The organism is Micromonospora saelicesensis, from assembly GCF_900091575.1.
Taxonomy (GTDB): Bacteria; Actinomycetota; Actinomycetes; order Mycobacteriales; family Micromonosporaceae; genus Micromonospora; species Micromonospora saelicesensis.
Window position 1 is genome coordinate 853,927 of sequence record NZ_FMCR01000003.1, and the last position, 18,568, is coordinate 872,494.

The window sequence follows — 18,568 nt, forward strand, 5'->3', positions numbered from 1 at the left end:
GAGGCGGAGCCCGGCCGTCCACCCACGTCCCCCGGGTGGGCGGCCGAAACTCGGGGGACAATGCGGGGTATGCGGCTGGTGCTCACGGCGGACACCCACGTACCCAAACGGGCCCGGGACCTACCCGGGCCCCTCTGGGCGGCCATCGAGGCGGCCGACGTGGTGGTGCACGCCGGCGACTGGGTGGACGAGGCCCTGCTCGACGCCATGACCGCGCGATCGCGCCGACTGATCGGGGTGTACGGCAACAACGACGGCCCGGCGCTGCGCGCCCGGCTGCCGGAGGTCGCCCGGGTCGAGCTCGACGGCCTGCGGGTCGCGGTGGTGCACGAGACCGGGCCCCGGACCGGCCGGGAGAAGCGGTGCGCGGCCCGCTTCCCCGACGTCGACCTGCTGGTGTTCGGGCATTCGCACATCCCCTGGGACACCGAGGCACCTGGTGGGCTGCGCCTGCTCAACCCCGGCTCACCCACCGACCGCCGCTCCCAACCCCACGCGACCTACCTGACTGCCGAGGTGCACGCCGGAGCCCTCACCAAGGTCCACCTGCACCGCCTACCCCGCCCGACCCGCCCCTGACTCACCCCGCCCTTCGCGGGCGAGAGGGGTCGGGGCGGGGTTACTGGCCTCGGCCCGTTTCGGCCTGGAGTTCGTCGATGCGCTTGGACGCCTCGGCCTTGGTCAGGTCGTCCGGGAGGTCGGCGTGGGCTTCCCGGGCCAGCGTGCTCAGGTAGGACTCCTGGGCGGCGGTCGGCGGCTCGTCCCCGGTGACCCACTCGTCCGGGTCCTTGATCGCGGCGTTCTGGTCGGCCTGCTCGGTGCGGCGGTCCGTCATCATCATCACCCTTTCTTTCGAACAGGTGTGCCAGTACCCCGATCATTGGTGGTTCATGCCCGACGCCGCCACCTACGATCATCGGATGACGGAGGACCGGTCGAGTGTGGTGGTGGTCGGGGCGGGCATCGCCGGGGTGGCCTGTGCGGTCGAGCTGACCCGGGCCGGGGTGCCGGTGCAGATCCGGGAGCGGGGGCACGTCTGCGGTGGCCGGATGGCCAGCAAACGCTTCCAGGGCCGGCCCGCGGACACCGGCGCCGCCTACTTCACCGCCACCGACCCGGACTTCGCCGCGCTGGTCGAGCAGTGGCGCGCCGCCGGGCTGGTCCGCGAATGGACCGACACCTTCCAGGCGTACGACCGGAGTGGCAACCACGAGGTGCCCGGGCCGATGCGCTTCGCCGCCCCCCGTGGGCTGCGCTCGTTGGTCGAGCACCTGGCCGGCCCGGTGCCGGTGACCGTCGACCGGCTGGTGCTCACCGTGGAACCCGGCCCGGTCGTCGACGGGCAGTCGTGTGCGGCGGTCGCCCTGGCCATGCCGGGTCCGCAGGCCGCCCTGCTGCTCGACCCGGCGCTGACCGAAGCCACCCGGGTCGTACAGGCGCAACGCTGGTCGCCGTCGCTGGCCGCGGTGCTGCGCTTCCCGACCCGGCGCTGGCCGGACTTCCGGGGCGCGTTCGTCAACGAGCATCCGGTCCTCAACCTCGTCTGCGACGACGGTGACCGGCGCGGTGACGGCGCGCCGGTACTGGTCGCGCACACCGTGCCGGAGTTCGCGGCCGGGCACCTGGCCCAACCCACCGGGGCCGGCCCGGCGATCGAACAGGCCGTCCGGGACCTGCTCGGGCTGCCCGAGCAGGCCGTCGACGTGCACGTGCACCGCTGGACGTACGCGAAGCCGACCAGCGACGCCGGCGGTGCCACCCACCACCTCGACGCCGACGGAATCGGCCTGGCCGGCGACGCGTTCGGCAAGCCCCGGGTGCAGAGCGCCTGGCGCTCCGGCCGGGACCTGGGCAGGGCGCTGGCCGCCCGACTGGCCTGAGCCGGTGGCTCAGGCGTGTCCGCCTGGGCTGAGCCGCCCGCTCAGGCGTGTCCGGCTGCCGCGACGGGGCGAGCGTCGGCGTCCCGCTCGGCCGGGTCGGCGGTCCGCTCTCCCTCCCGGTCCAACAGCTGCATGACCGGGGTCGCCGCGACGCCGTGCACCACGACGGAGACGAGCACCACCAACCCGACGGTCGCCCACAGCAGCTCGGCCTGCGGGAAGTCGGCCTTGGTCGTGGCGTACGCGAGGTAGTAGAACGAGCCGACGCCGCGGATGCCGAACAACGAGATGACCCAGTGCTCGGCCGGGCGTCCGGGAGCGCCGCGCAATGACAACCAGCCGATCAGCGGCCGCACCAGGAACACCAGCGCCAGCCCGACGGCGGCCGCCGGCCAGGTCAGGGGGCCCAGCAGACCACCCACGATCGCGCCGCCGAGCAGCAGCAACAGCACCAGGGTGAGCAGCCGTTCGACCTGCTCGGCGAAGTCGTGCAGCACCGAGTGGAACTCGTGGGTCCGTTCGGCGGCCCGAATGGCCCGGGCGGCCACGAACACCGCCAGGAAGCCGTACCCGCCGACCACCTCCACCAGCCCGTACGCCAGGAACGTGGCGGCCAGCGCCAGGAAGCCCTCTGCGTGCCGGGCCAACCGCAGCTCACTGGGAGCGCGGAAGAACAGCTTGCCGAGTAGCCAGCCGATGAGCAGGCCACCGCCGACGCCGATGCTGATCTTCCAGAGCACGTCCACCGTGAACCACTCGGCCAACCAGTCACTCGGGGCGAGGCTGGTCGAGGCGATGGCGATGGCCGCGTAGACGAATGGGAACGCCAGCCCGTCGTTCAGGCCGGCCTCGGAGGTCAGCGCGAAGCGGACCTCGTCCTCGGAATCCTCCACGTCGGTCGGCTCGCCGACCTGCACGTCGGCGGCGAGCACCGGGTCGGTGGGTGCCAGCGCGGCGCCCAACAACAGCGCGGCGGCCGGCACCAGCCCCGCCCACCACCAGCCGAGCAGGGCCACCGCCGCGATGCACAGGGGCATCGCGATCGCCAGCAGTCGCCAGGTGGACGACCACCGCCGCCAACTCAACGGCCGGTCGATCTTCAGCCCGGCGCCCATCAGCGCGACGATCACCCCGATCTCCGTGAGGTGGGTGGTCAGCTCCGGGTGGGCCAGGGGGTCCGGCGACGGCAGCCCGACCGGCAACAGGAACACCAGCATGCCGAGGGCGAGGAAGGCGATCGGCATGGACAGCGGGCGCCGCTCCAGCACCCGCGGCAGGATGCCCGCGAGCAGGGCGCCCAGGCCCACCAGTGCGAACGCCACATCTACCGGCTCCACGGCACCACCCTTCTGCCCGCACCCGCGAGGCGCGGGCAGGTGGTGACAGTCCTTGCCCCGCAAGGGGTCCGGCTATGCGCGTCCGCGCCGGTGGACCCGAGTGATCCTCACCGGGGCCGGGTGAGCGGCGAGTCCGCCAACTCGTGCAACAGCGCGGCCGGGTCGTCGTACACCGACACGGCACCCGCGCCGGCGAGCTCGCCGCGGCTGGTGCCACCGCAGGTCAGGCCCACACACGGAATGCTCAGCTTCCCGGCTGCGGCGACGTCCCACACCGAGTCGCCGACGAAGACCACCCGCTCGGCGGCCAACCCGGACTGCTCCAACGCGGCGAGGAGGATGTCCGGTGCCGGCTTGCTCTGCTGGGCGTCCGCGGAGGAGGTGATCGTGTCGATCACGTCATCGGCGGCCAGTGCCCGACGAAGCGCGCCCACCTCGGGTTCCGAGGCGGAGGTGGCCAGCACGACCCGCAACCCCCGCTCGGCGCAGGCACGCAACAGGTCGGCGGCCCGGGGTAGTGGCGTGAGCCGTTCCCAGTACTCGGCGTAGAGGGTGTCGTGTGCGTCGCGCAGCTTCGAGTCGGCGTCGCGGTCCCGCTCCGGGCCGAGGAGATGATCCAGGAGTTTGTCCGATCCCATCCCGATCGAACGGTGCACCACCGCCATCGGCACCGGCTGATCGGTCTGGCGCAACGCCTCCCACCAGCTCACGGTGTGCAGGTAGGTGGTGTCGACAAGAGTGCCGTCGACATCGAAGAGGACCCCGGCGGGCCGGTCGGTAGCCATGGGCGTCCTCCTACCCTCGGGCGGCTCAGGGATGCGCAGCCGGTGGCGTGAGGATCTCGAACCAGACCGTGGAGCCCCGGACCGACGGGTCGGTGCCCCAGGCGTCGCTGAGTTCCTCGATCAGGCCGAGGCCACGCCCGCGACTGCTCAACGTGTCGGTACGGGCCCGGGTCACGGTGCCCCGGGTGCCGGAATCCGCGACCGAGACGAGCAGCCGCTCGGCGCTGAGGTCGATCTCCACCCGGGCGGCCGTGCCGGCGTGCAGCAACGCGTTGGTGGTCAGCTCGCTGGTGCAGAGCACCGCCGCCCCGATCACCGACTCGGGCACCTGCCACTCGGTGAGCTGACCGGTCAGCCAGTGCCGGACCCGGCTGGGCGCGGTCGGCTCGGCGGGCACCTCCATGCTCGCCGAACGACTCGGTTTGAGCGCGTGCTCGACCGCCAGCACGGCCACGTCGTCCTCCGTGCCGCCGGGGACCGCCGCGGTGGCCACCGCGCAGAGCGCACGGGGGTCGCCGCTGCCGGCCTTGGCGATGGCGTCGCTCAGGGTGGCCAGCCCGGCGCTCAGGCTCTGCCGGCGACGCTCCACCACCCCGTCGCTGAACAGCAGCAGGGTGTCGCCGGGGCGGAACGGGACAGTCGTGGTGCCCGGCCGGCCGCCCAACCCCAGCGGCGGCCCGGGCGGGACGTCGACGTACTCGGCGTGGAACCGACCATCCGGGTCACCGCGGCGGATCAGCGGCGCCGGGTGACCGGCGCTGGACAGGGTCAGCTCCCGCCGCTCCGCGTCGATCACCCCGAACGCCACGGTGACGAACAGCTCGTGGGTGCCGGCCTCCGCGCCGAGGCTCGTCACCAGCCGGTCCAGGCCACCCAGGACCGCAGCGGGCGTCGGGTCGGCCAGGGCCAGGGCACGCAGCGCGGCCCGGACCTGCCCCATCCGCGCGGCGGCCTGCACGTCGTGCCCGGCGACGTCGCCCAGCACCACGCCGAGCGAGCCGTTGGGCAGCAGGAACGCGTCGTAGAAGTCACCGCCGGCCGCGTTGCCGTCCACGCCCGGGTCGTAGCGGGCCGCGATCCGCAACCGGGGCAGATCCGGCAGGTGCTCCGGCAACATGCTGCGCTGCAACAGTTGGGCCGTGCCGTGCTGGGTCTCGAACCGGCGGGCCCGCTCCGCGGCCTGGCCGATCAGCTCGGCCGAGGCGGCCAGCAGCGCCCGCTCGGCGGGAGACCAGGTGTGCGGGACCTGATAGCCGACCGCCAGCCCGCCGCGGACCACCGAGGTGCCCAGCGGCAGGGCCGCCATCGCCCGGATCTTCTGGTCGTGGCGGTCCACGGCGGTGTCCCGCAGCGGCTGCCCGTCGCGGATGAACGACGGGGCGCCGGAGCGGGCCGCCTGCACCGCCGGGGCCGACCAGTCCGCCGGTGCGCGCCGCCAGAGCGGGGGCAGCCGCTCGTCGGCCTCGTCCAACAACTCGCCACGGACCCGACGCACCATGCGCCAGCCGCCGCCGCCCTCGTCGACAGCGAACGAGGCCTGGTCGGGGTCGAACGTGGTGATCGCGTACCGCAGCGCCACCCGGGCCACGTCGTCGAGGGTGAGGGTGCCGGCGAGTGCCGCGGCCACCTCGCTGAGGCTCTGCAACTGCTCGGTGACGTGGGTGGTCTCGGCCGCGACCGTCAGCACGCCGACGATCTGACCGGCGCTGTCGCGCACCGGTGAGTAGCCCCGGGTGAAGACCGCCTGCTCCACCGTCGCGGAGTGCCCACGGACCAGCGGCAGGGTGGACTCCTTCTCCAGGAAGGCCTCGCCCTGCCGGTAGCAGCGCTCGATCACCGCACCGACGCCGGGCAGCGCCCAGATCTCCGCGAACACCTCGGAGGCCGGACGGCCGAGGGCGCTCGGGTGCTTGGTGCCCAGCAGCTCGGCGTAGCCGGCGTTGTAGAGCAGGACGAGGTCGTCGCCGTACGCCAGGGCCATCGGCATCGGCGAGGCGAGGACCAGCTCCACCACGGCCTGGAGGGCGACGTCCCAGTCGTCGGCCGGTCCCAGCGGCGTGTTGGCCCAGTCGTGGGCGAGCACGCCGACGGCCGGGCCGGACCCGGTGGGTGCGCCCGGGCCCGGAGTTGCTGGCGTGGGGACCCGCCCGACCGTTCCTGGCATGTTCGCAGCCTAGTCGGCCGACCGGAAAAGGCATCCGACCATGGCGGCGGGCCGTGGCCGCGTCCGTCGCGGTGGTCGTTCGGGCAGTTCAGGGCCCTTGTCCGGAGGTCTGTCGGGAAAAACGCCGCACGCTGCGCGGAGTGCCGGACCGGTTGCCGGGTATGCGCCCGGCGCAGTCCATGCGACAGGAGGGACATCATGCTGAAAACCCTCGCGGTCCGGCAGGCCGACATCGGCGATGCCATCGCCGACACCTGGAGGTCGGTGCTGCTCTTCATCCCGAAGGCAGTGGCCTTCATCGTCATCCTCGTGGTCGGCTGGCTCATCGCCAGAGCCGTCCTCAAGATCGTGGATACGGTGCTGGAACGGGTGCGTTTCGACCAGGCGGTCGAACGCGGTGGCATCAAACGGGCCCTGGAGAGAACGAAGTACGACGCCAGCGACATTCTGGCCAGACTGGCGTACTACGCCGTACTGCTGTTCACGCTGCAGTTCGCCTTCGGAGTCTGGGGGCCCAACGCGATCAGTGACCTGATCAGCGGCGTGGTGTCCTGGCTGCCGCGCGCGTTCATCGCGATCGTCATCGTGGTGGTGGCGGCCGCGATCGCCAACGCTGTCCGGGATCTGGTCACCGGGGCGTTGGGAGGGCTCTCGTACGGCAAGGTCCTGGCCGACCTGACGGCGATCTTCATCATCGCGCTCGGTGTGATCGCCGCACTGAACCAGGTGGGTATCGCCACCACGGTGACGACCCCGGTGCTGATCGCGGTGCTCGCCACGGTGGCCGGCATCCTGATCGTCGGCGTCGGCGGTGGTCTCGTGAAGCCGATGCAGAAACGCTGGGACGGCTGGCTGGACCGGGCGGCCCAGGAGGCTCGGGCGGTGCAGCAGCAACGTCAGGCCACGTCGGCCGGGCGTAGCGACGTGGAGCGGCAGATGGCCGACCGCGGGGGTGACCGCACCCAGGCCATGCCTCGGGTGGACGAAGCCCAGCAGTACCGCTCGTAGCGGGGCGGAACGGCACGACGGGTGGGAGGGTGTTCCGCGGACGACGCGGGGTGCCCTCCCTCGCGTGTCAGTGCCGGTCGAGTGCGCGAGCCAGCGCGCAGACCGCGACCAGCCGGGTGAGCAGCCACTCCGGTTGGCTCCAGTCCACCGGCCCGCTGGGCGGCGTCCACCCGTGCTCCAGGGCGGCGGCGCGCACCCCCTCCGCGTAGCCGGCGAGCGCCGCGGAGGTCAGCGGCGTGCGGTCCCCGTCGAGGCTGTCCCGGACGGCCGCCGCATGCTGATCGACGAGGGCCAGCAGCCCCGGTCGCGCGGCGGCGGCGGCGAGCCCGGCAGTGCCCACGGAGACGGTGAGGGCGGCCAGGGTGGACCGCGCCGAGTCGACGGCGGTACGGGAGGCGACCCGGTTGAACGGCACACGCATGGTGACCGAGGCTAACCGACCAGTGACAGTGCCGACCTCGTCCGCTCGGCGGATGTCGGCTGCGCCACTGGGGCGGTCGCCGCTGACCTGGGGGATTGATCCGGCACAGACGGGGCAGCAGGAGAACACCCACGGATGACGGCACCCGGCACGGAGGCACGGATGGGACAGCAGGCGGACGGACCCGACGAGCGGCACCGGCGGCCGGACGGCGTCAGCGACGCTACGGTCGCCGCGCTCGGCAAGCTCAGCGAGGCGCTGGAGTGTGTGGAGCGGGCCCGGGGGCATCTCTACTCGATGCACCAGTTGATCGGCCATGCCGACCTGATGCTCGACGACGCGGTGGAGCAGTTTCGCTCCGCCGGGCATCCGCACCTCGCCGACCGGATCGCCACGGAGCTGCGCGGCCGCAACGTCATCGCCGGACGGTGGACGTTTCAGATCGTCGAGGACTTCGACGACGGTTACTACGCGCTGTTCCGGGAGTTGGACCAGCAGGTCCGCGACGAGTTGGTGGGTGGGCGGCGCCACCTCTACGAGGCGGAGATGAAGGAACGCCGCCGTAGCCGGGGCCGGCCGGGCCACGAGGCCCGGCCGGGCGGCGGAGGCTAGTCGCTTGTCGCGTTGGCCGGGCGACGCCGTGCCGCGTCGTCAGCGATGATCACGGTGGCCACCATCAGCGCGACGCAGAGGCTGAACAGCCACGACTCGTCGGCGACGAGCCAGGCCGACACGGGCGCTTGGAGCGCGGCGAGCAGGAAGCCGAGCCAGGCGAGCCGGCGCTGACGCGTGGAGAGGATTCCGGAGCCTTGATGCATCCCGAAATTCTTACGCGAACCGGCCGCCTTGCCGTCCTCCGATCGGCCGATTCTGGATGAGCTGTCCGTTTTCTCGACCGTACGGACACGACTTCTTTGCGCCGAGGGCGATCGGGTGCCGACGGCGCTAGGGTGCGCCTGCGGCAGGATGGTGTCTCGTGTCCACCCCGCCCGCGCGTCCTCGCGCCGCACTGCTCCTGCTGTCCTACCTCGCGTTCGTCAGTCTCGGCCTGCCCGACGGCCTGCTCGGCGTCAGCTGGCCCTCGATCCGGGGCGACTTCGACGTGCCGACCGAGGCGGTCGGGTGGGTGCTCACCGCCGGCACCGTCGGCTATCTCACCTCCAGTGTGCTGGCCGGCTTCACGCTGGCCCGGATCGGCGTGGGCGCCCTGCTCGCCGGCAGCACCCTGCTGGCCAGCCTGGCGCTGACCGGCTACTCGGTGAGCCCCGTGCTGGCGGTGCTGGTGGGCTGTGCGCTGCTGCTCGGGCTCGGCTCCGGCGCGGTTGACTCCGGGCTCAACGCGTACGCCGCCGGGGCCTTCGGGCCCCGCCACATGAACTGGTTGCACGCCTTCTTCGGCCTCGGCGTGGCCATCGGTCCGCTGATCATGACCGGGGTGCTGAGCGCCGGGCTCGCCTGGCGGTGGGGGTACGGCATCGTGGCCGCCGCCCAGCTCGTCCTCGCCGCCGCGTTCGCGCTCACCGTGCGGGCCTGGCAGCGTGGCGTTCCAGCCGGCACCGAGGCGGGTGACGCCCTCCAGGCCGGGTCCGCCGTCACGGATGCCGGGCCGGCGTCGACCCTCCGGGTCCCGGTTCGGGACACGCTGCGGCTGCCGGCGGTCTGGTCGGGGACGCTCGCCTTCGTGCTGTACGTGGCGATCGAGGTGTCCGCTGGGCTGTGGGCGTTCCTGCTGCTGACCGAGGGGCGGGGGCTCAGCGCGGCGTTGGCCGGCGGCTGCGTCTCCGCGTACTGGGGCAGCCTCTTCGTCGGCCGGGTCGTGCAGGGTCTGGTGGCCGAGCGCCTGGGGGCGGGGCTGGTACTGCGCGTCAGCCTGGCCGGAATGGCCGTCGGCGCGGCGCTCATCGCCGTTCCCGGGCCGGCCCTGCTGGCGGTGCTCGGCCTGGTCGTTGTCGGTTTCGCCGCCGCGCCGGTGTTTCCGCTGCTCACCCTCACCACCGCCGAACGGGTCGGCGCGGCGCATGCGGACCGGGCCATCGGGCTGCAGATCGGCGCCGCGGGCGTCGGTGCGGCGCTCGTCCCGGCCGGGCTGGGCGTGTTGATCGGCAACACCACGGTGCAGGTGCTGGGCTCGGCCCTGCTGGTGCTCGCGCTGGCGCTGATCGCGCTCTACGAGTGGGGCGCCCGTCGCCCGACCGGCCGGCCCACCGGGCAGCCGGCGCCCACTCAGCCCGGCGGGGAGGGTCAGCCCGCGTCCGGGCCGGTCCGCCCGGTGGTGGAGGGGCGGTAGCGGCGCTCCGGATCGGTGTCCTCCCGGCTGTTTCCCTGGGCCTGCCCCTTCCGGTCGTCAGCTGCCAGCCCGTGGCCGAACGTCGCCTCTTCCCCCGCGTCGTTGCCGGTCACGTCGTCGGCCTGGCCGTCGAGGCTGGAGCCGGCCACGGCCTGCTCCAGCTCTTCCAACGGAAGCCGCTTCTCGTCCCGCCACACCCTGATGTTGTCGTCGGTCATGTCTTGAGCGGTACCCGGGCGCGATGATCGCAAACGGTGGCGTGCGACAAGGCTCGGACACGGCGATGGCCGCCAGGATGCTGGCGGCCATCGGTGTCACTGCTCAGGGTCACGGCTGCGGACGGTCCACCTGTCCGCGCCAGGCGCCCGTCTCCTGGCCACGCCGCTCGATGTAGGTCTTGAACCGTTCCAGGTCGCCCTTGGCCCGTCGGTCGACGATGCCGAGCTTGTCGCCGGCCTGCTCGACCACGCCGTGCGGCTCGAACTCGAGCTGCAGGGTGACCCGGGTCTTGTCCTGGTCCAACCGGTGGAAGGTCACCACGCCGGCCTGCTGGGTGCCGTCGGTCGAGCGCCAGGCGACCCGCTCGTCGGGGAGCTGCTCGGTGATCTCGGCGTCGAACTCGCGCTTCACCCCGGCGATGTCCACAGTCCAGTGGGTCATCGTGTCGGAGAGCTGCCGGACCTCCTGCACACCCTCCATGAACTGGGGGAACTCCTCGAACTGCGTCCACTGGTCGTATGCGGTGCGTACGGGTACGGAAACGTCCACATGTTCGGTAACGCCACTCATCGGGGAACCTCCTTCAGTCGCCGGTGGATTGCCGGATCGGGGGCGATCCTGGTCACCAGCGAGTTGTCTCGTTCTTGTTGCCCAGCGCGGCCCACACCTCGGAGACCGTCTGGTAGACGGTGCCCTCGGGCAGCCGTTCCAGCGCCGCCACGATGTCGTCCGGCGCCTCGTTCTCACGGGCGCTGGCAATGAGCACCAGACGGTCGCCCGGCAGCGCGCTCATCGAGATGAACCGGCCGAGCCGGCTGCGCTGCTCGACGTCCGTGGAGCTCATGCCCTTCGGGGCGCCGGTACGCGTCTCACCCGCCGGGACGGTGCTCACCTCCGGCTGGTCCTCACCGGCCGGTTCGGGCACCCGGAACTCGTCGACCCGAGAGCCACCGGTCCCCGGCCCCTGTACGAGGCCGCTGACCTCCTGGCTCATCTGTTCGTCGATCCTCGGTCCGTGCTTGCTGTTGCCACGCTCCATGCCTTCTGCGCTACCCGGCACCCCGCTCGGTAAACCGGCACCGGGCCACGAACCGGCCCCCGGCCCGGGGTTGAACCGGACACCACGGCCGAACGGGAGCTCAGTCGTCGGCGGGCCTGCGGGGCGGCAGCACCGGCTCGTCCGGGTCCGGGTCGCCGGCCTGCAACTGCCGCCCGCGCTGCACCTCGGAGTTGATCTGCACACCCAGCATCAGCGCCGAGTTGGACAGGTAGAGCCAGACCAGGAACGCGATGGCCGCTCCGAGGCTGCCGTAGGTGGTGTTGTACGAGCCGAAGTTGGCCACGTAGAGGCCGAAGCCGAAGGAGGCCGCCGCCCAGGAGATCAGGGCCACCGCGCCGCCCGGGGTGAGCCAGCGGAACCGGGGTTGACGCACGTTCGGCGCGATCCAGAACAGCAGGGACAGCAGCACCATCATGATCATGGCGAGGACCGGCCACTTCGCCACGCTCCACGTCGTGCGGGCCAGGCCGCCGGCGTTGATCAGGTCGCCGACCGCATCGGTGACCGGCCCACTGACGATCAGGCCGAGGGCGACCACCGCGAGCAGCACCAGCGTGATCGCCGCCAGGCCGATCTGTAGCGGCCGGAGCTTCCACACCGGGCGGCCTTCGGTCACCCCGTAGACCGCGTTCGAGGCCCGGGTGAACGCGCCGATGAAGCCCGACGCGGACCAGAGCGCGCCGAGCAGGCCGAAGCTCAACAGCAGCTTGGGGTTGCTCTGGTCGAGCACCACGGTCCGGATCACCCCGACCACGCCGCCCTCGTCGTTGGTCAGCACCGACCCGGCGCCCACCTGGTTGGCCAGGTCGACCACCGTGTCCAGGGTCCGCTCCCCGTCGGAGACCAGACCGACCAGCGCCACCACCACGATGGCGGACGGAAAGAGCGCCAGCACCCCGTAGTAGGTCAGCGCGGCGGCCCAGTCGGAGCAGTTGTCGTTGACGAAGTTCTGCACACTGCGGACCAGCACCCCGCGCCAGGTCCGCCAGCTCAACTGCCGCATCCGTCGGGGCACCCTGGTGCCCGGTGTGCCGTCGAGCGTCGTACCGGGCTCCGTGGTCGTCATGCCCGCTCCCTGCGCCCCGGCCGCCGGATGACCGGTCGTCCGGTCTGGCCTGGCCCGGTGGTACCCGGATGCTGAAATCGACAAACCCACCCGGTACCCGGGCGGCGTCGCTATGGTTTGCCGCCCGGTCACCGGGGAACGGTCACGGTGACCCTGTCGACACGGAGGAGGACGAGATGCCCGGGCGCGAAGACCTGCCCAGCACGCTGCGACGCTCCCCGGAGAAGGCGCAGCGCACGTGGGAGAAGACGCACGATTCGGCGGTCGAGACCTACGGCGAGGGGGAGCGGTCGCACCGCACCGCCTTCGCCGCCGTGAAGCATGAGTTCGAGAAGGTGGGCGACCACTGGGAGCCGAAGGGCCGCAAGGGCCCCAGCGACCAGCAGGCCGCCGGTGGCGGGCCGGAACGACGGGCTCCCACAGCCGGTGGCGTGGACGCCAACGCCACCAAGGACCACCTGATGTCGGTGGCCCGCAAACTCGACGTGCCCGGGCGGTCCAGCATGACCAAACCGGAGCTGGTCAAGGCCATCGAGAAGGCCAACGACCGCGCCACCCGCAAGGCCCGCGGCGACTGACCGGGCCGCACCGGAGCACAACCGACGCGGTACGGGCGGACGCGCCACCCCTGCGTCCGCCCGCACCGTTCACCAGTGCCCGCCGCCCGGCGCCTCGATGTGCACCGCCTTCGTGGCGGTGAACTCGTCCAGCAGCTCCGGGCCGTACCCGAAGCCCTGCCCGCTGGCGCGGCGCGGATGCGCGGCACCTCCCGGCGCACCCCCGAACACCGCGTTGACCTTGACCGTGCCCACGGGCAGCTCCCGCCACGCCCGCTGCGCGTGACTCATCGACGGGGTCAACACCGTGGCGGCCAGCCCGTACGGTGAGTCCGCCGCGCAGCGCAGCGCCTCGTCGAACGAGTCGACGACCACCACCGGGGCGACCGGCCCGAAGGTCTCCTCCCGAACCAGCGGCATGTCGTGGCGGCAGTCGGTGACGACGGTGGCCGGGTAGAACGCCCCCGGCCCGTCCGGCACCTCGCCGCCCACCTGCACCCGTGCGCCGTCCGCCACCGCGGCCGCCACCTGCCCGTGCACGTGGTCCCGGTGCCGCCGGTCGACCAGCGGGCCCAGCTCGGTGCCCGGATCCCGGCCCGGCCCGACCCGCAGCGCTGCGGCGCGTCGTACCAGCGCGGCCACGAAGTCGTCGGCCACCTCCCGGTGCACGTAGAGCCGCTCGACCGCCACGCAGATCTGCCCGGCGTTGGCGAACGCGCCGAGTGCGGCCTGCTCCGCTGCCCACTCCGGGTCGACGCCCGCGTCCACGATCAACGGGTCACTGCCGCCGTTCTCCAGGAGCACCTTGGCGCCGGTGCGGGCCGCGGCGGCGGCGATCGCCCGACCGGTCGCGGTGGAACCCACGTGGGCCACCACGTCGACGTCCTGCGCCGCCAGTGCCGCACCCACCTCCGGGCCGCCGGTGAGCAGTGACAACACCCCTGCCGGCAAGGCCTGGTCCAGTGCTCGGGCCAGCAGCCAACCCGTCGCCGGTGTCCGTTCGCTCGGCTTGTAGAGCACCACGTTCCCGGTCACCAGGGCCGCGCCGAGCAGTCCACAGGAGACCGCCACCGGGTCGTTCCAGGGGGTGATCGCCGCGACCACCCCGCGCGGCTGCGGGGTCAGGAAGTCCAGCGCCTCGGTTTCGCCGTTCAGCGTGCGCCCGCCGCGCAGCGGTGCCAGTTCCGCATACTGTCGCAGGGTGCCGATCCCCGCCTCGACGCCGCCGCGGGCGTCCGCCAACGGCTTGCCCATCTCCGCGGTGACCGCCGCCGCCAACTCCTCGATGACCGCCTCCACCGCGTCCGCGGCCCGGTGCAGCGCGGCCGCCCGTTCCGCCGGGGCGGTCGCCGCCCACTGGGACGCCGCGTTGCGGGCCGCCTGGGTCGCCTTGCCCACCTCGTCGGCCGTGGCCACCGGCACCGTGCTCACCGGCGCGTCGTCCGCCGGATCACGCACGACCAGTTCGCCGCCGTCGCCGCCCGCACCCCACACCCCGCCCACCAGCTGCGCAACCGTGTACATGTGGCGTTGGATGCCCCGGCCCCGACGAGGCAAACGCGTTTCGCCCGGTTGCGCGCCGGGTAGGCGGATCCGATGACAACCACCACCGCGCAGAGCGCGGACGCCGTCATCGTCGGCGCCGGGCACAACGGCCTGGTGGCGGCCAACCTGCTGGCCGACGCCGGCTGGGACGTGGTGGTGCTGGAGGCGACCGCGGTGCCCGGCGGCGCGGTCCGCTCCGCCGAGGTCACCGCGCCCGGCTACCTCAGCGACCTCTACAGCTCGTTCTACCCCCTCGGGTACGCCTCACCGGTGCTGGGCGGCCTGGACCTGGGTCGACACGGGCTGTCCTGGCGGCACTCGCCGGACGTGCTGGCGCACCTGCTGCCGGACGGTCGAGCCGCGGTGATCAACCGGGACCCGGACGTCACGGCGGCGTCGCTGGAGCAGTTCGCGCCCGGGGACGGTAAGCGCTGGCTCAACGCGTACACCGACTGGCTCGACGTGGCCGAGCCGATGCTGGAGGCGATCACCTCGCCGTTCCCGCCGGTACGCGGCGGGCTGGGCCTCCTGCGTCGGTTGCGCGTCGCCGGCGCGCTGCGACTCGCGCGCCGGCTCGTCGTACCGGTCCGCAAACTTGGCGACGAACTCTTCGACGGTCCCGGCGGGCCGGCCCTGCTGGCCGGCTGTGCCCTGCACACCGACCTCTCCCCGGAGGAGGCCGGCTCCGGGGTGTACGGCTGGCTGCTGGCCATGCTCGGCCAGCAGGTCGGTTGGCCGGTGCCCGACGGCGGCGCGCAGCAGATCACCAACGCGCTGGTGGATCGGCTACAGGGGCTCGGCGGGACGATCATCTACGGTGCCCGGGCCGATCGGGTGCTCACCGCCCGGGGTCGGGCGATGGGGGTCCGGACCGTCGGTGGCGCGCTGTGGCGGGCCCGGCGGGCCGTGCTCGCCGACGTGCCGGCGCCGGCGCTCTACCTCGACCTGGTCGGCGCGGCGGCACTGCCGTCCCGGCTGGTGGAGGACCTGGCGCACTTCCGGTGGGACGGCTCCACGCTGAAGGTGGACTGGGCGCTCTCCGCGCCGGTGCCCTGGACGAACCGGCAGCTGGCCGGCGCCGGCACCGTGCACCTCGGCGCGGACCTGAACGGGCTCACCCACTACGCCAGCGAGTTGGCCCGTGGCGAGCTGCCCCGCGACCCGTTCCTGCTGGCCGGGCAGATGTCGGTGGCGGACCCGAGCCACTCCCCGCCCGGCACCGAGTCGCTCTGGTCGTACACCCATCTGCCGTTCCGGCGGAACTGGCGGGCCGAGGAGGTCGCCGGGCACGTGCAGCGGATGGAGGACGTGCTGGAGGCGGCGGCCCCGGGTTTCCGGCGCCTGATCGTGGGCCGCCACGTGGCCGGGCCGGCCGACCTGGAGAAGGGCAATCCGAGCCTGGTCGGTGGCGCGCTCGGCGGCGGAACCGCCGCCGCGTACCAGCAGCTGTTCCTGCGACCGATCCCCGGCCTGGGCCGCGCGGACACCCCGGTGGACCGGCTCTTCCTGGCCAGCGCGTCGGCGCACCCCGGCGGCGGTGTGCACGGCGCACCGGGCGCGAACGCGGCCCGCGCCGCGCTGGCCCGCGACCGCGCGCTGACGGGCCGCGCCTACGCCGCAGCCATCTCCACCGCCCACCGCGCCATCTACCCCGACTAACCCCCGCCCCACCCCACCCCACCCACCCTCCACCCCACCTCGGCTTCCGGTGATCAAGAGGTTTGCGTCGCCAGCGTCGGCGGATCTGACGCAAACCTCTTGATCACCCAGGCGAGGCCGGGGGAGGGGGAGGGCGTTGTCAGCGGGTGATGTTGCGGTGTTTGCTGCGGAGGCGGAAGGGCATGAGCGCGCTTTCCACCTTGGTCGCGGTGGTCATCTTGGAGACGCCGTCGCGCCGCTCCTCGAAGCGGATCGGCACCTCCAGGATGGTGTGCCCCAGCTTGGTGGCGAGGTAGTGCATCTCCACCTGGAAGCTGTAGCCGTTGGACTGCACCCGCTCCAGGTCGATGTCGCGCAGGGCTTCGGCCTGCCAGATCTTGAAGCCGGCGGTGAGGTCCCGGATGCGTACCCGCAGCAGGGTGTGCACGTAGAGGTTGGCCCAGCCACTGAGCGCCCGGCGGTAGAGCGGCCAGTTCTCGTCCAGCTCGCCGCCGGGCACGTACCGGGAACCGATCACCACGCTGGCCTGGGTGGAGAGCAGCGCGCCGAGCATCCCCGGCAGCGCCTCGGGCGGGTGCGAGAGGTCGGCGTCCATCTGCGCCACGTACTCGGCGCCGCCCTCGATCGCCCGGGTCATCCCGTCCACGTACGCCCGACCGAGGCCCTCCTTGCCGGCGCGGTGCACGACCTCGATCCGGTCGGGGTGCTCGATGGCCAGCTTATCGGCCACCTCGCCGGTGCCGTCGGGGGAGTTGTCGTCGGCGACGAGGATGCGCAGCCCCGGCAGCGGCAGCGCGAGCAGCCGCTCGACCAGCGCCGGGAGGTTGCCCGCCTCGTTGTACGTGGGCACCACGACGGTCAGGCGTGCGTCCCGCCACGGCGTCGGCAACTGCACCGGCTTGATCATGTCGGTCATCCTCGGTTTGCGGACAAGGGTCATGGAAAGGGTATCTAGTTCCCGCATTCGGTCCGAGGGAGGCACCCCTTCCGGGCGTTGCGGACCCTCGCCACCCACCGCGCGCGGGCGTGGAAGCCCTGGTCAGAGGCTTGCGCCTGGTCAGCGACGACGGCGAGCGACAGCGCTGAGGGCGAGCGCCGCGACGGCGAGCGCGACACCGGAGAGCGCCGGTTTGTGCGTGCCGACCCAGAGCGCCGCCGAACGGTCACGCGCCTGTTCGCGGAACACACCCGCCGTGCCCCGGTCCGTGTCCGCATCGCCGGGGTGATCCAGATTGTCCCGCCAGGTCGCCGGATCGATCTTCTCACCGGTCTGCTGGCTGTCGTAGCCGTCGCGGGCGAGCTTGCGGTCCAGCAGGCCGGGGAACAGTGCGTCGCCCACCCGTGCCTGCCAGGTCGGGCCACCCACGTTCAGCTCCCTGGTGCCGCGGTCGGCGGCCCAGACGATGGCCCGGGCGGCCAGCTCCGGAGTGAAGATCGGCGGCACCGGCTGCGGATGCCGGGGCAGCCGGGTGCGGACCCAGGAGAACTGCGGCGTGTTGACCGCGGGCAGCTGCACCATTGACAACTTCACCCCCGGGCAGTCGTGCAGCAGTTCGGCGCGCAGCGAGTCGTTGAACCCCTGGACGGCGTGCTTGCTCGCGCAGTACGCCGACTGCAGCGGGATCCCCCGGTAGGCCAAGGCCGAGCCCACCTGCACGATCGTGCCCTGCCCGTGCGCCCGCATGTGCCGCAGCGCGGCGAGGGTGCCGTGCACAGTGCCCAGGTAGGTGACCTCGGTGACCCGACGGAACTCGCGCGCCGGAATCTCCCAGGCCGGCGCGAACACCGACGCCATCGCGTTGTTGACCCACACGTCGATGCCGCCCCAGCGGTGCACCACGTCGTCGGCGGCCTGCTGCACCGCGCCCGCGTCGGCCACGTCGACCCGGTACACCCGCACGTCGGTCGCGCCGCGCAGTCGGCACTCCCGCTCGGCGGCGACCAGACCCGCCTCGCCCCGAGCCAGCAGCGCCAGCCGGGCGCCGCGCGCCGCGTACGCGTGGGCCACGGCCCGGCCCACGCCGGCACTCGCGCCGGTCACCACCACGGTCCGGGTCACGAGGGCCCCTTCTGTCGGGTGGCGATGTCGGAGAGGCGGGCCAGCGTCTCCCGGTTACGCCGGTGCAGCACCAGATCGTTGACCTTGTTGTGGACCCAGCGCAGCGGGCCGGCGGCGAAGTCCTCCCCGATACGCACCCGGGTGGCGCCGTCGCCCACCGGTTGCAGGGTGAAGGCCACGATCGCCTCGCCCGCCGGCCAGAGCCCGGCCTTGAGCACGAGCCGGTGCGGCGGTTCGCAGACCAGCACCGTCGACGCGTCCTGCAACGAGAACGGCCACGGACCGGCCCGGTGGTGCAGTTGGCTGCCCACCCGGGGCCAGGCGTCGTCCACGTCCCGCACGTGTGCGGTGCCCACCACCCAGTCGCTGTACGTCCATCCGTCCGCGAGCACGTCGAACACCTGCTGCGGGGAAGCGTCGATTACTTTCTCCACAATCGCCACCGGGATCCCATACCCGGAGCACGGCACGGGCTAACAGCTGACCGGGTTAGCTTCTCTCCGACGGCGGGTAAGGCCGAC

Annotated in this window: 21 protein-coding genes; 7 read left to right on the forward strand and 14 right to left on the reverse strand. The window is 72.7% G+C overall.

The window, feature by feature from the left end; genetic code table 11:
• Window positions 1-69: 69 nt before the first annotated feature.
• Entirely contained in the window at window positions 70-579 is a 510-nt protein-coding gene (locus GA0070561_RS16885; RefSeq protein WP_091401639.1) for a metallophosphoesterase family protein, read from the forward strand.
• Window positions 580-619: 40 nt separating this feature from the next.
• Here the strand turns inward: GA0070561_RS16885 and GA0070561_RS16890 are convergent, their stop codons facing one another.
• A complete protein-coding gene (locus tag GA0070561_RS16890) occupies window positions 620-838 on the reverse strand; it encodes a DUF3072 domain-containing protein (protein WP_091402204.1) in 219 nt (72 codons plus the stop codon).
• Between the two features lie 103 nt (window positions 839-941).
• Between GA0070561_RS16890 and GA0070561_RS16895 the strand changes: the two genes are divergently transcribed.
• Window positions 942-1,880 (forward strand): NAD(P)/FAD-dependent oxidoreductase, encoded by a 939-nt coding sequence (locus GA0070561_RS16895; protein WP_167362437.1) that lies wholly within the window; start codon window positions 942-944, stop codon window positions 1,878-1,880.
• Window positions 1,881-1,921: 41 nt separating this feature from the next.
• On the opposite strand, the gene GA0070561_RS16900 is transcribed toward GA0070561_RS16895, so the two are convergent.
• The 3 genes from GA0070561_RS16900 to GA0070561_RS16910 form a co-directional block, all read right to left on the reverse strand.
• Window positions 1,922-3,217 carry a cation:proton antiporter domain-containing protein gene (locus tag GA0070561_RS16900; protein ID WP_091401641.1) on the reverse strand — a complete coding sequence of 432 codons (1,296 nt, stop codon included), beginning with the start codon at window positions 3,215-3,217 and terminating at the stop codon, window positions 1,922-1,924.
• A gap of 107 nt (window positions 3,218-3,324) precedes the next feature.
• Window positions 3,325-4,002, reverse strand: a complete 678-nt coding sequence (locus GA0070561_RS16905) for an HAD family hydrolase (RefSeq protein WP_091401642.1) — start codon at window positions 4,000-4,002, stop codon at window positions 3,325-3,327.
• 25 nt (window positions 4,003-4,027) lie between these two features.
• Window positions 4,028-6,166, reverse strand: a complete 2,139-nt coding sequence (locus tag GA0070561_RS16910; RefSeq protein ID WP_091401644.1) for an ATP-binding SpoIIE family protein phosphatase — start codon at window positions 6,164-6,166, stop codon at window positions 4,028-4,030.
• Window positions 6,167-6,364: 198 nt separating this feature from the next.
• On the opposite strand from GA0070561_RS16910, the gene GA0070561_RS16915 reads away from it, so the two are divergent.
• Window positions 6,365-7,174, forward strand: coding sequence for a mechanosensitive ion channel family protein (locus GA0070561_RS16915; RefSeq protein WP_091401646.1), 810 nt, complete (start codon window positions 6,365-6,367; stop codon window positions 7,172-7,174).
• A 67-nt stretch (window positions 7,175-7,241) separates the two neighbouring features.
• Here the strand turns inward: GA0070561_RS16915 and GA0070561_RS16920 are convergent, their stop codons facing one another.
• Complete coding sequence (locus GA0070561_RS16920) at window positions 7,242-7,595, reverse strand: DUF6401 family natural product biosynthesis protein (RefSeq protein ID WP_091401649.1); 354 nt, start codon at window positions 7,593-7,595, stop codon at window positions 7,242-7,244.
• 162 nt (window positions 7,596-7,757) lie between these two features.
• On the opposite strand from GA0070561_RS16920, the gene GA0070561_RS16925 reads away from it, so the two are divergent.
• Window positions 7,758-8,207: a hypothetical protein gene (locus GA0070561_RS16925; protein ID WP_091401650.1), complete on the forward strand. Its 450-nt coding sequence runs from the start codon at window positions 7,758-7,760 to the stop codon at window positions 8,205-8,207.
• On the opposite strand, the gene GA0070561_RS16930 is transcribed toward GA0070561_RS16925, so the two are convergent.
• Entirely contained in the window at window positions 8,204-8,413 is a 210-nt protein-coding gene (locus GA0070561_RS16930) for a hypothetical protein (protein ID WP_091401653.1), read from the reverse strand. The genes GA0070561_RS16925 and GA0070561_RS16930 overlap by 4 nt on opposite strands.
• A gap of 158 nt (window positions 8,414-8,571) precedes the next feature.
• Between GA0070561_RS16930 and GA0070561_RS16935 the strand changes: the two genes are divergently transcribed.
• Complete coding sequence (locus GA0070561_RS16935) at window positions 8,572-9,882, forward strand: MFS transporter (RefSeq protein ID WP_091401655.1); 1,311 nt, start codon at window positions 8,572-8,574, stop codon at window positions 9,880-9,882.
• Here the strand turns inward: GA0070561_RS16935 and GA0070561_RS16940 are convergent.
• The 4 genes from GA0070561_RS16940 to GA0070561_RS16955 all read right to left on the reverse strand — a co-directional run bounded on the left by GA0070561_RS16940 (window position 9,837) and on the right by GA0070561_RS16955 (window position 12,227).
• Window positions 9,837-10,100 carry a hypothetical protein gene (locus GA0070561_RS16940; RefSeq protein ID WP_091401656.1) on the reverse strand — a complete coding sequence of 88 codons (264 nt, stop codon included), beginning with the start codon at window positions 10,098-10,100 and terminating at the stop codon, window positions 9,837-9,839. The two genes, GA0070561_RS16935 and GA0070561_RS16940, sit on opposite strands and share 46 nt — an antisense overlap.
• A 109-nt stretch (window positions 10,101-10,209) precedes the next feature.
• Window positions 10,210-10,671 carry an SRPBCC family protein gene (locus tag GA0070561_RS16945; RefSeq protein ID WP_091401658.1) on the reverse strand — a complete coding sequence of 154 codons (462 nt, stop codon included), beginning with the start codon at window positions 10,669-10,671 and terminating at the stop codon, window positions 10,210-10,212.
• 52 nt (window positions 10,672-10,723) lie between these two features.
• Complete coding sequence (locus GA0070561_RS16950) at window positions 10,724-11,140, reverse strand: DUF2795 domain-containing protein (RefSeq protein WP_091401660.1); 417 nt, start codon at window positions 11,138-11,140, stop codon at window positions 10,724-10,726.
• Between the two features lie 100 nt (window positions 11,141-11,240).
• Window positions 11,241-12,227 carry a YihY/virulence factor BrkB family protein gene (locus GA0070561_RS16955; protein ID WP_091401662.1) on the reverse strand — a complete coding sequence of 329 codons (987 nt, stop codon included), beginning with the start codon at window positions 12,225-12,227 and terminating at the stop codon, window positions 11,241-11,243.
• Window positions 12,228-12,403: 176 nt separating this feature from the next.
• Here GA0070561_RS16955 and GA0070561_RS16960 point away from each other — a divergent pair, with 176 nt between their 5' ends.
• Complete coding sequence (locus GA0070561_RS16960; RefSeq protein ID WP_091401664.1) at window positions 12,404-12,805, forward strand: ChaB family protein; 402 nt, start codon at window positions 12,404-12,406, stop codon at window positions 12,803-12,805.
• Between the two features lie 69 nt (window positions 12,806-12,874).
• Here GA0070561_RS16960 and GA0070561_RS16965 read toward each other — a convergent pair whose 3' ends face one another.
• Complete coding sequence (locus GA0070561_RS16965; RefSeq protein ID WP_091401666.1) at window positions 12,875-14,308, reverse strand: aldehyde dehydrogenase family protein; 1,434 nt, start codon at window positions 14,306-14,308, stop codon at window positions 12,875-12,877.
• Between the two features lie 72 nt (window positions 14,309-14,380).
• Here GA0070561_RS16965 and GA0070561_RS16970 point away from each other — a divergent pair, with 72 nt between their 5' ends.
• Window positions 14,381-15,988, forward strand: coding sequence for a phytoene desaturase family protein (locus GA0070561_RS16970; RefSeq protein ID WP_091401668.1), 1,608 nt, complete (start codon window positions 14,381-14,383; stop codon window positions 15,986-15,988).
• A 139-nt stretch (window positions 15,989-16,127) separates the two neighbouring features.
• Here the strand turns inward: GA0070561_RS16970 and GA0070561_RS16975 are convergent, their stop codons facing one another.
• The 3 genes from GA0070561_RS16975 to GA0070561_RS16985 form a co-directional block, all read right to left on the reverse strand.
• Complete coding sequence (locus tag GA0070561_RS16975) at window positions 16,128-16,895, reverse strand: polyprenol monophosphomannose synthase (RefSeq protein ID WP_091402208.1); 768 nt, start codon at window positions 16,893-16,895, stop codon at window positions 16,128-16,130.
• Between the two features lie 150 nt (window positions 16,896-17,045).
• Window positions 17,046-18,047 carry an SDR family oxidoreductase gene (locus tag GA0070561_RS16980; RefSeq protein WP_091401669.1) on the reverse strand — a complete coding sequence of 334 codons (1,002 nt, stop codon included), beginning with the start codon at window positions 18,045-18,047 and terminating at the stop codon, window positions 17,046-17,048.
• Window positions 18,044-18,490, reverse strand: coding sequence for an SRPBCC family protein (locus tag GA0070561_RS16985; protein WP_091401671.1), 447 nt, complete (start codon window positions 18,488-18,490; stop codon window positions 18,044-18,046). The genes GA0070561_RS16980 and GA0070561_RS16985 overlap by 4 nt, the downstream gene beginning before the upstream one ends.
• Window positions 18,491-18,568 lie beyond the last annotated feature (78 nt).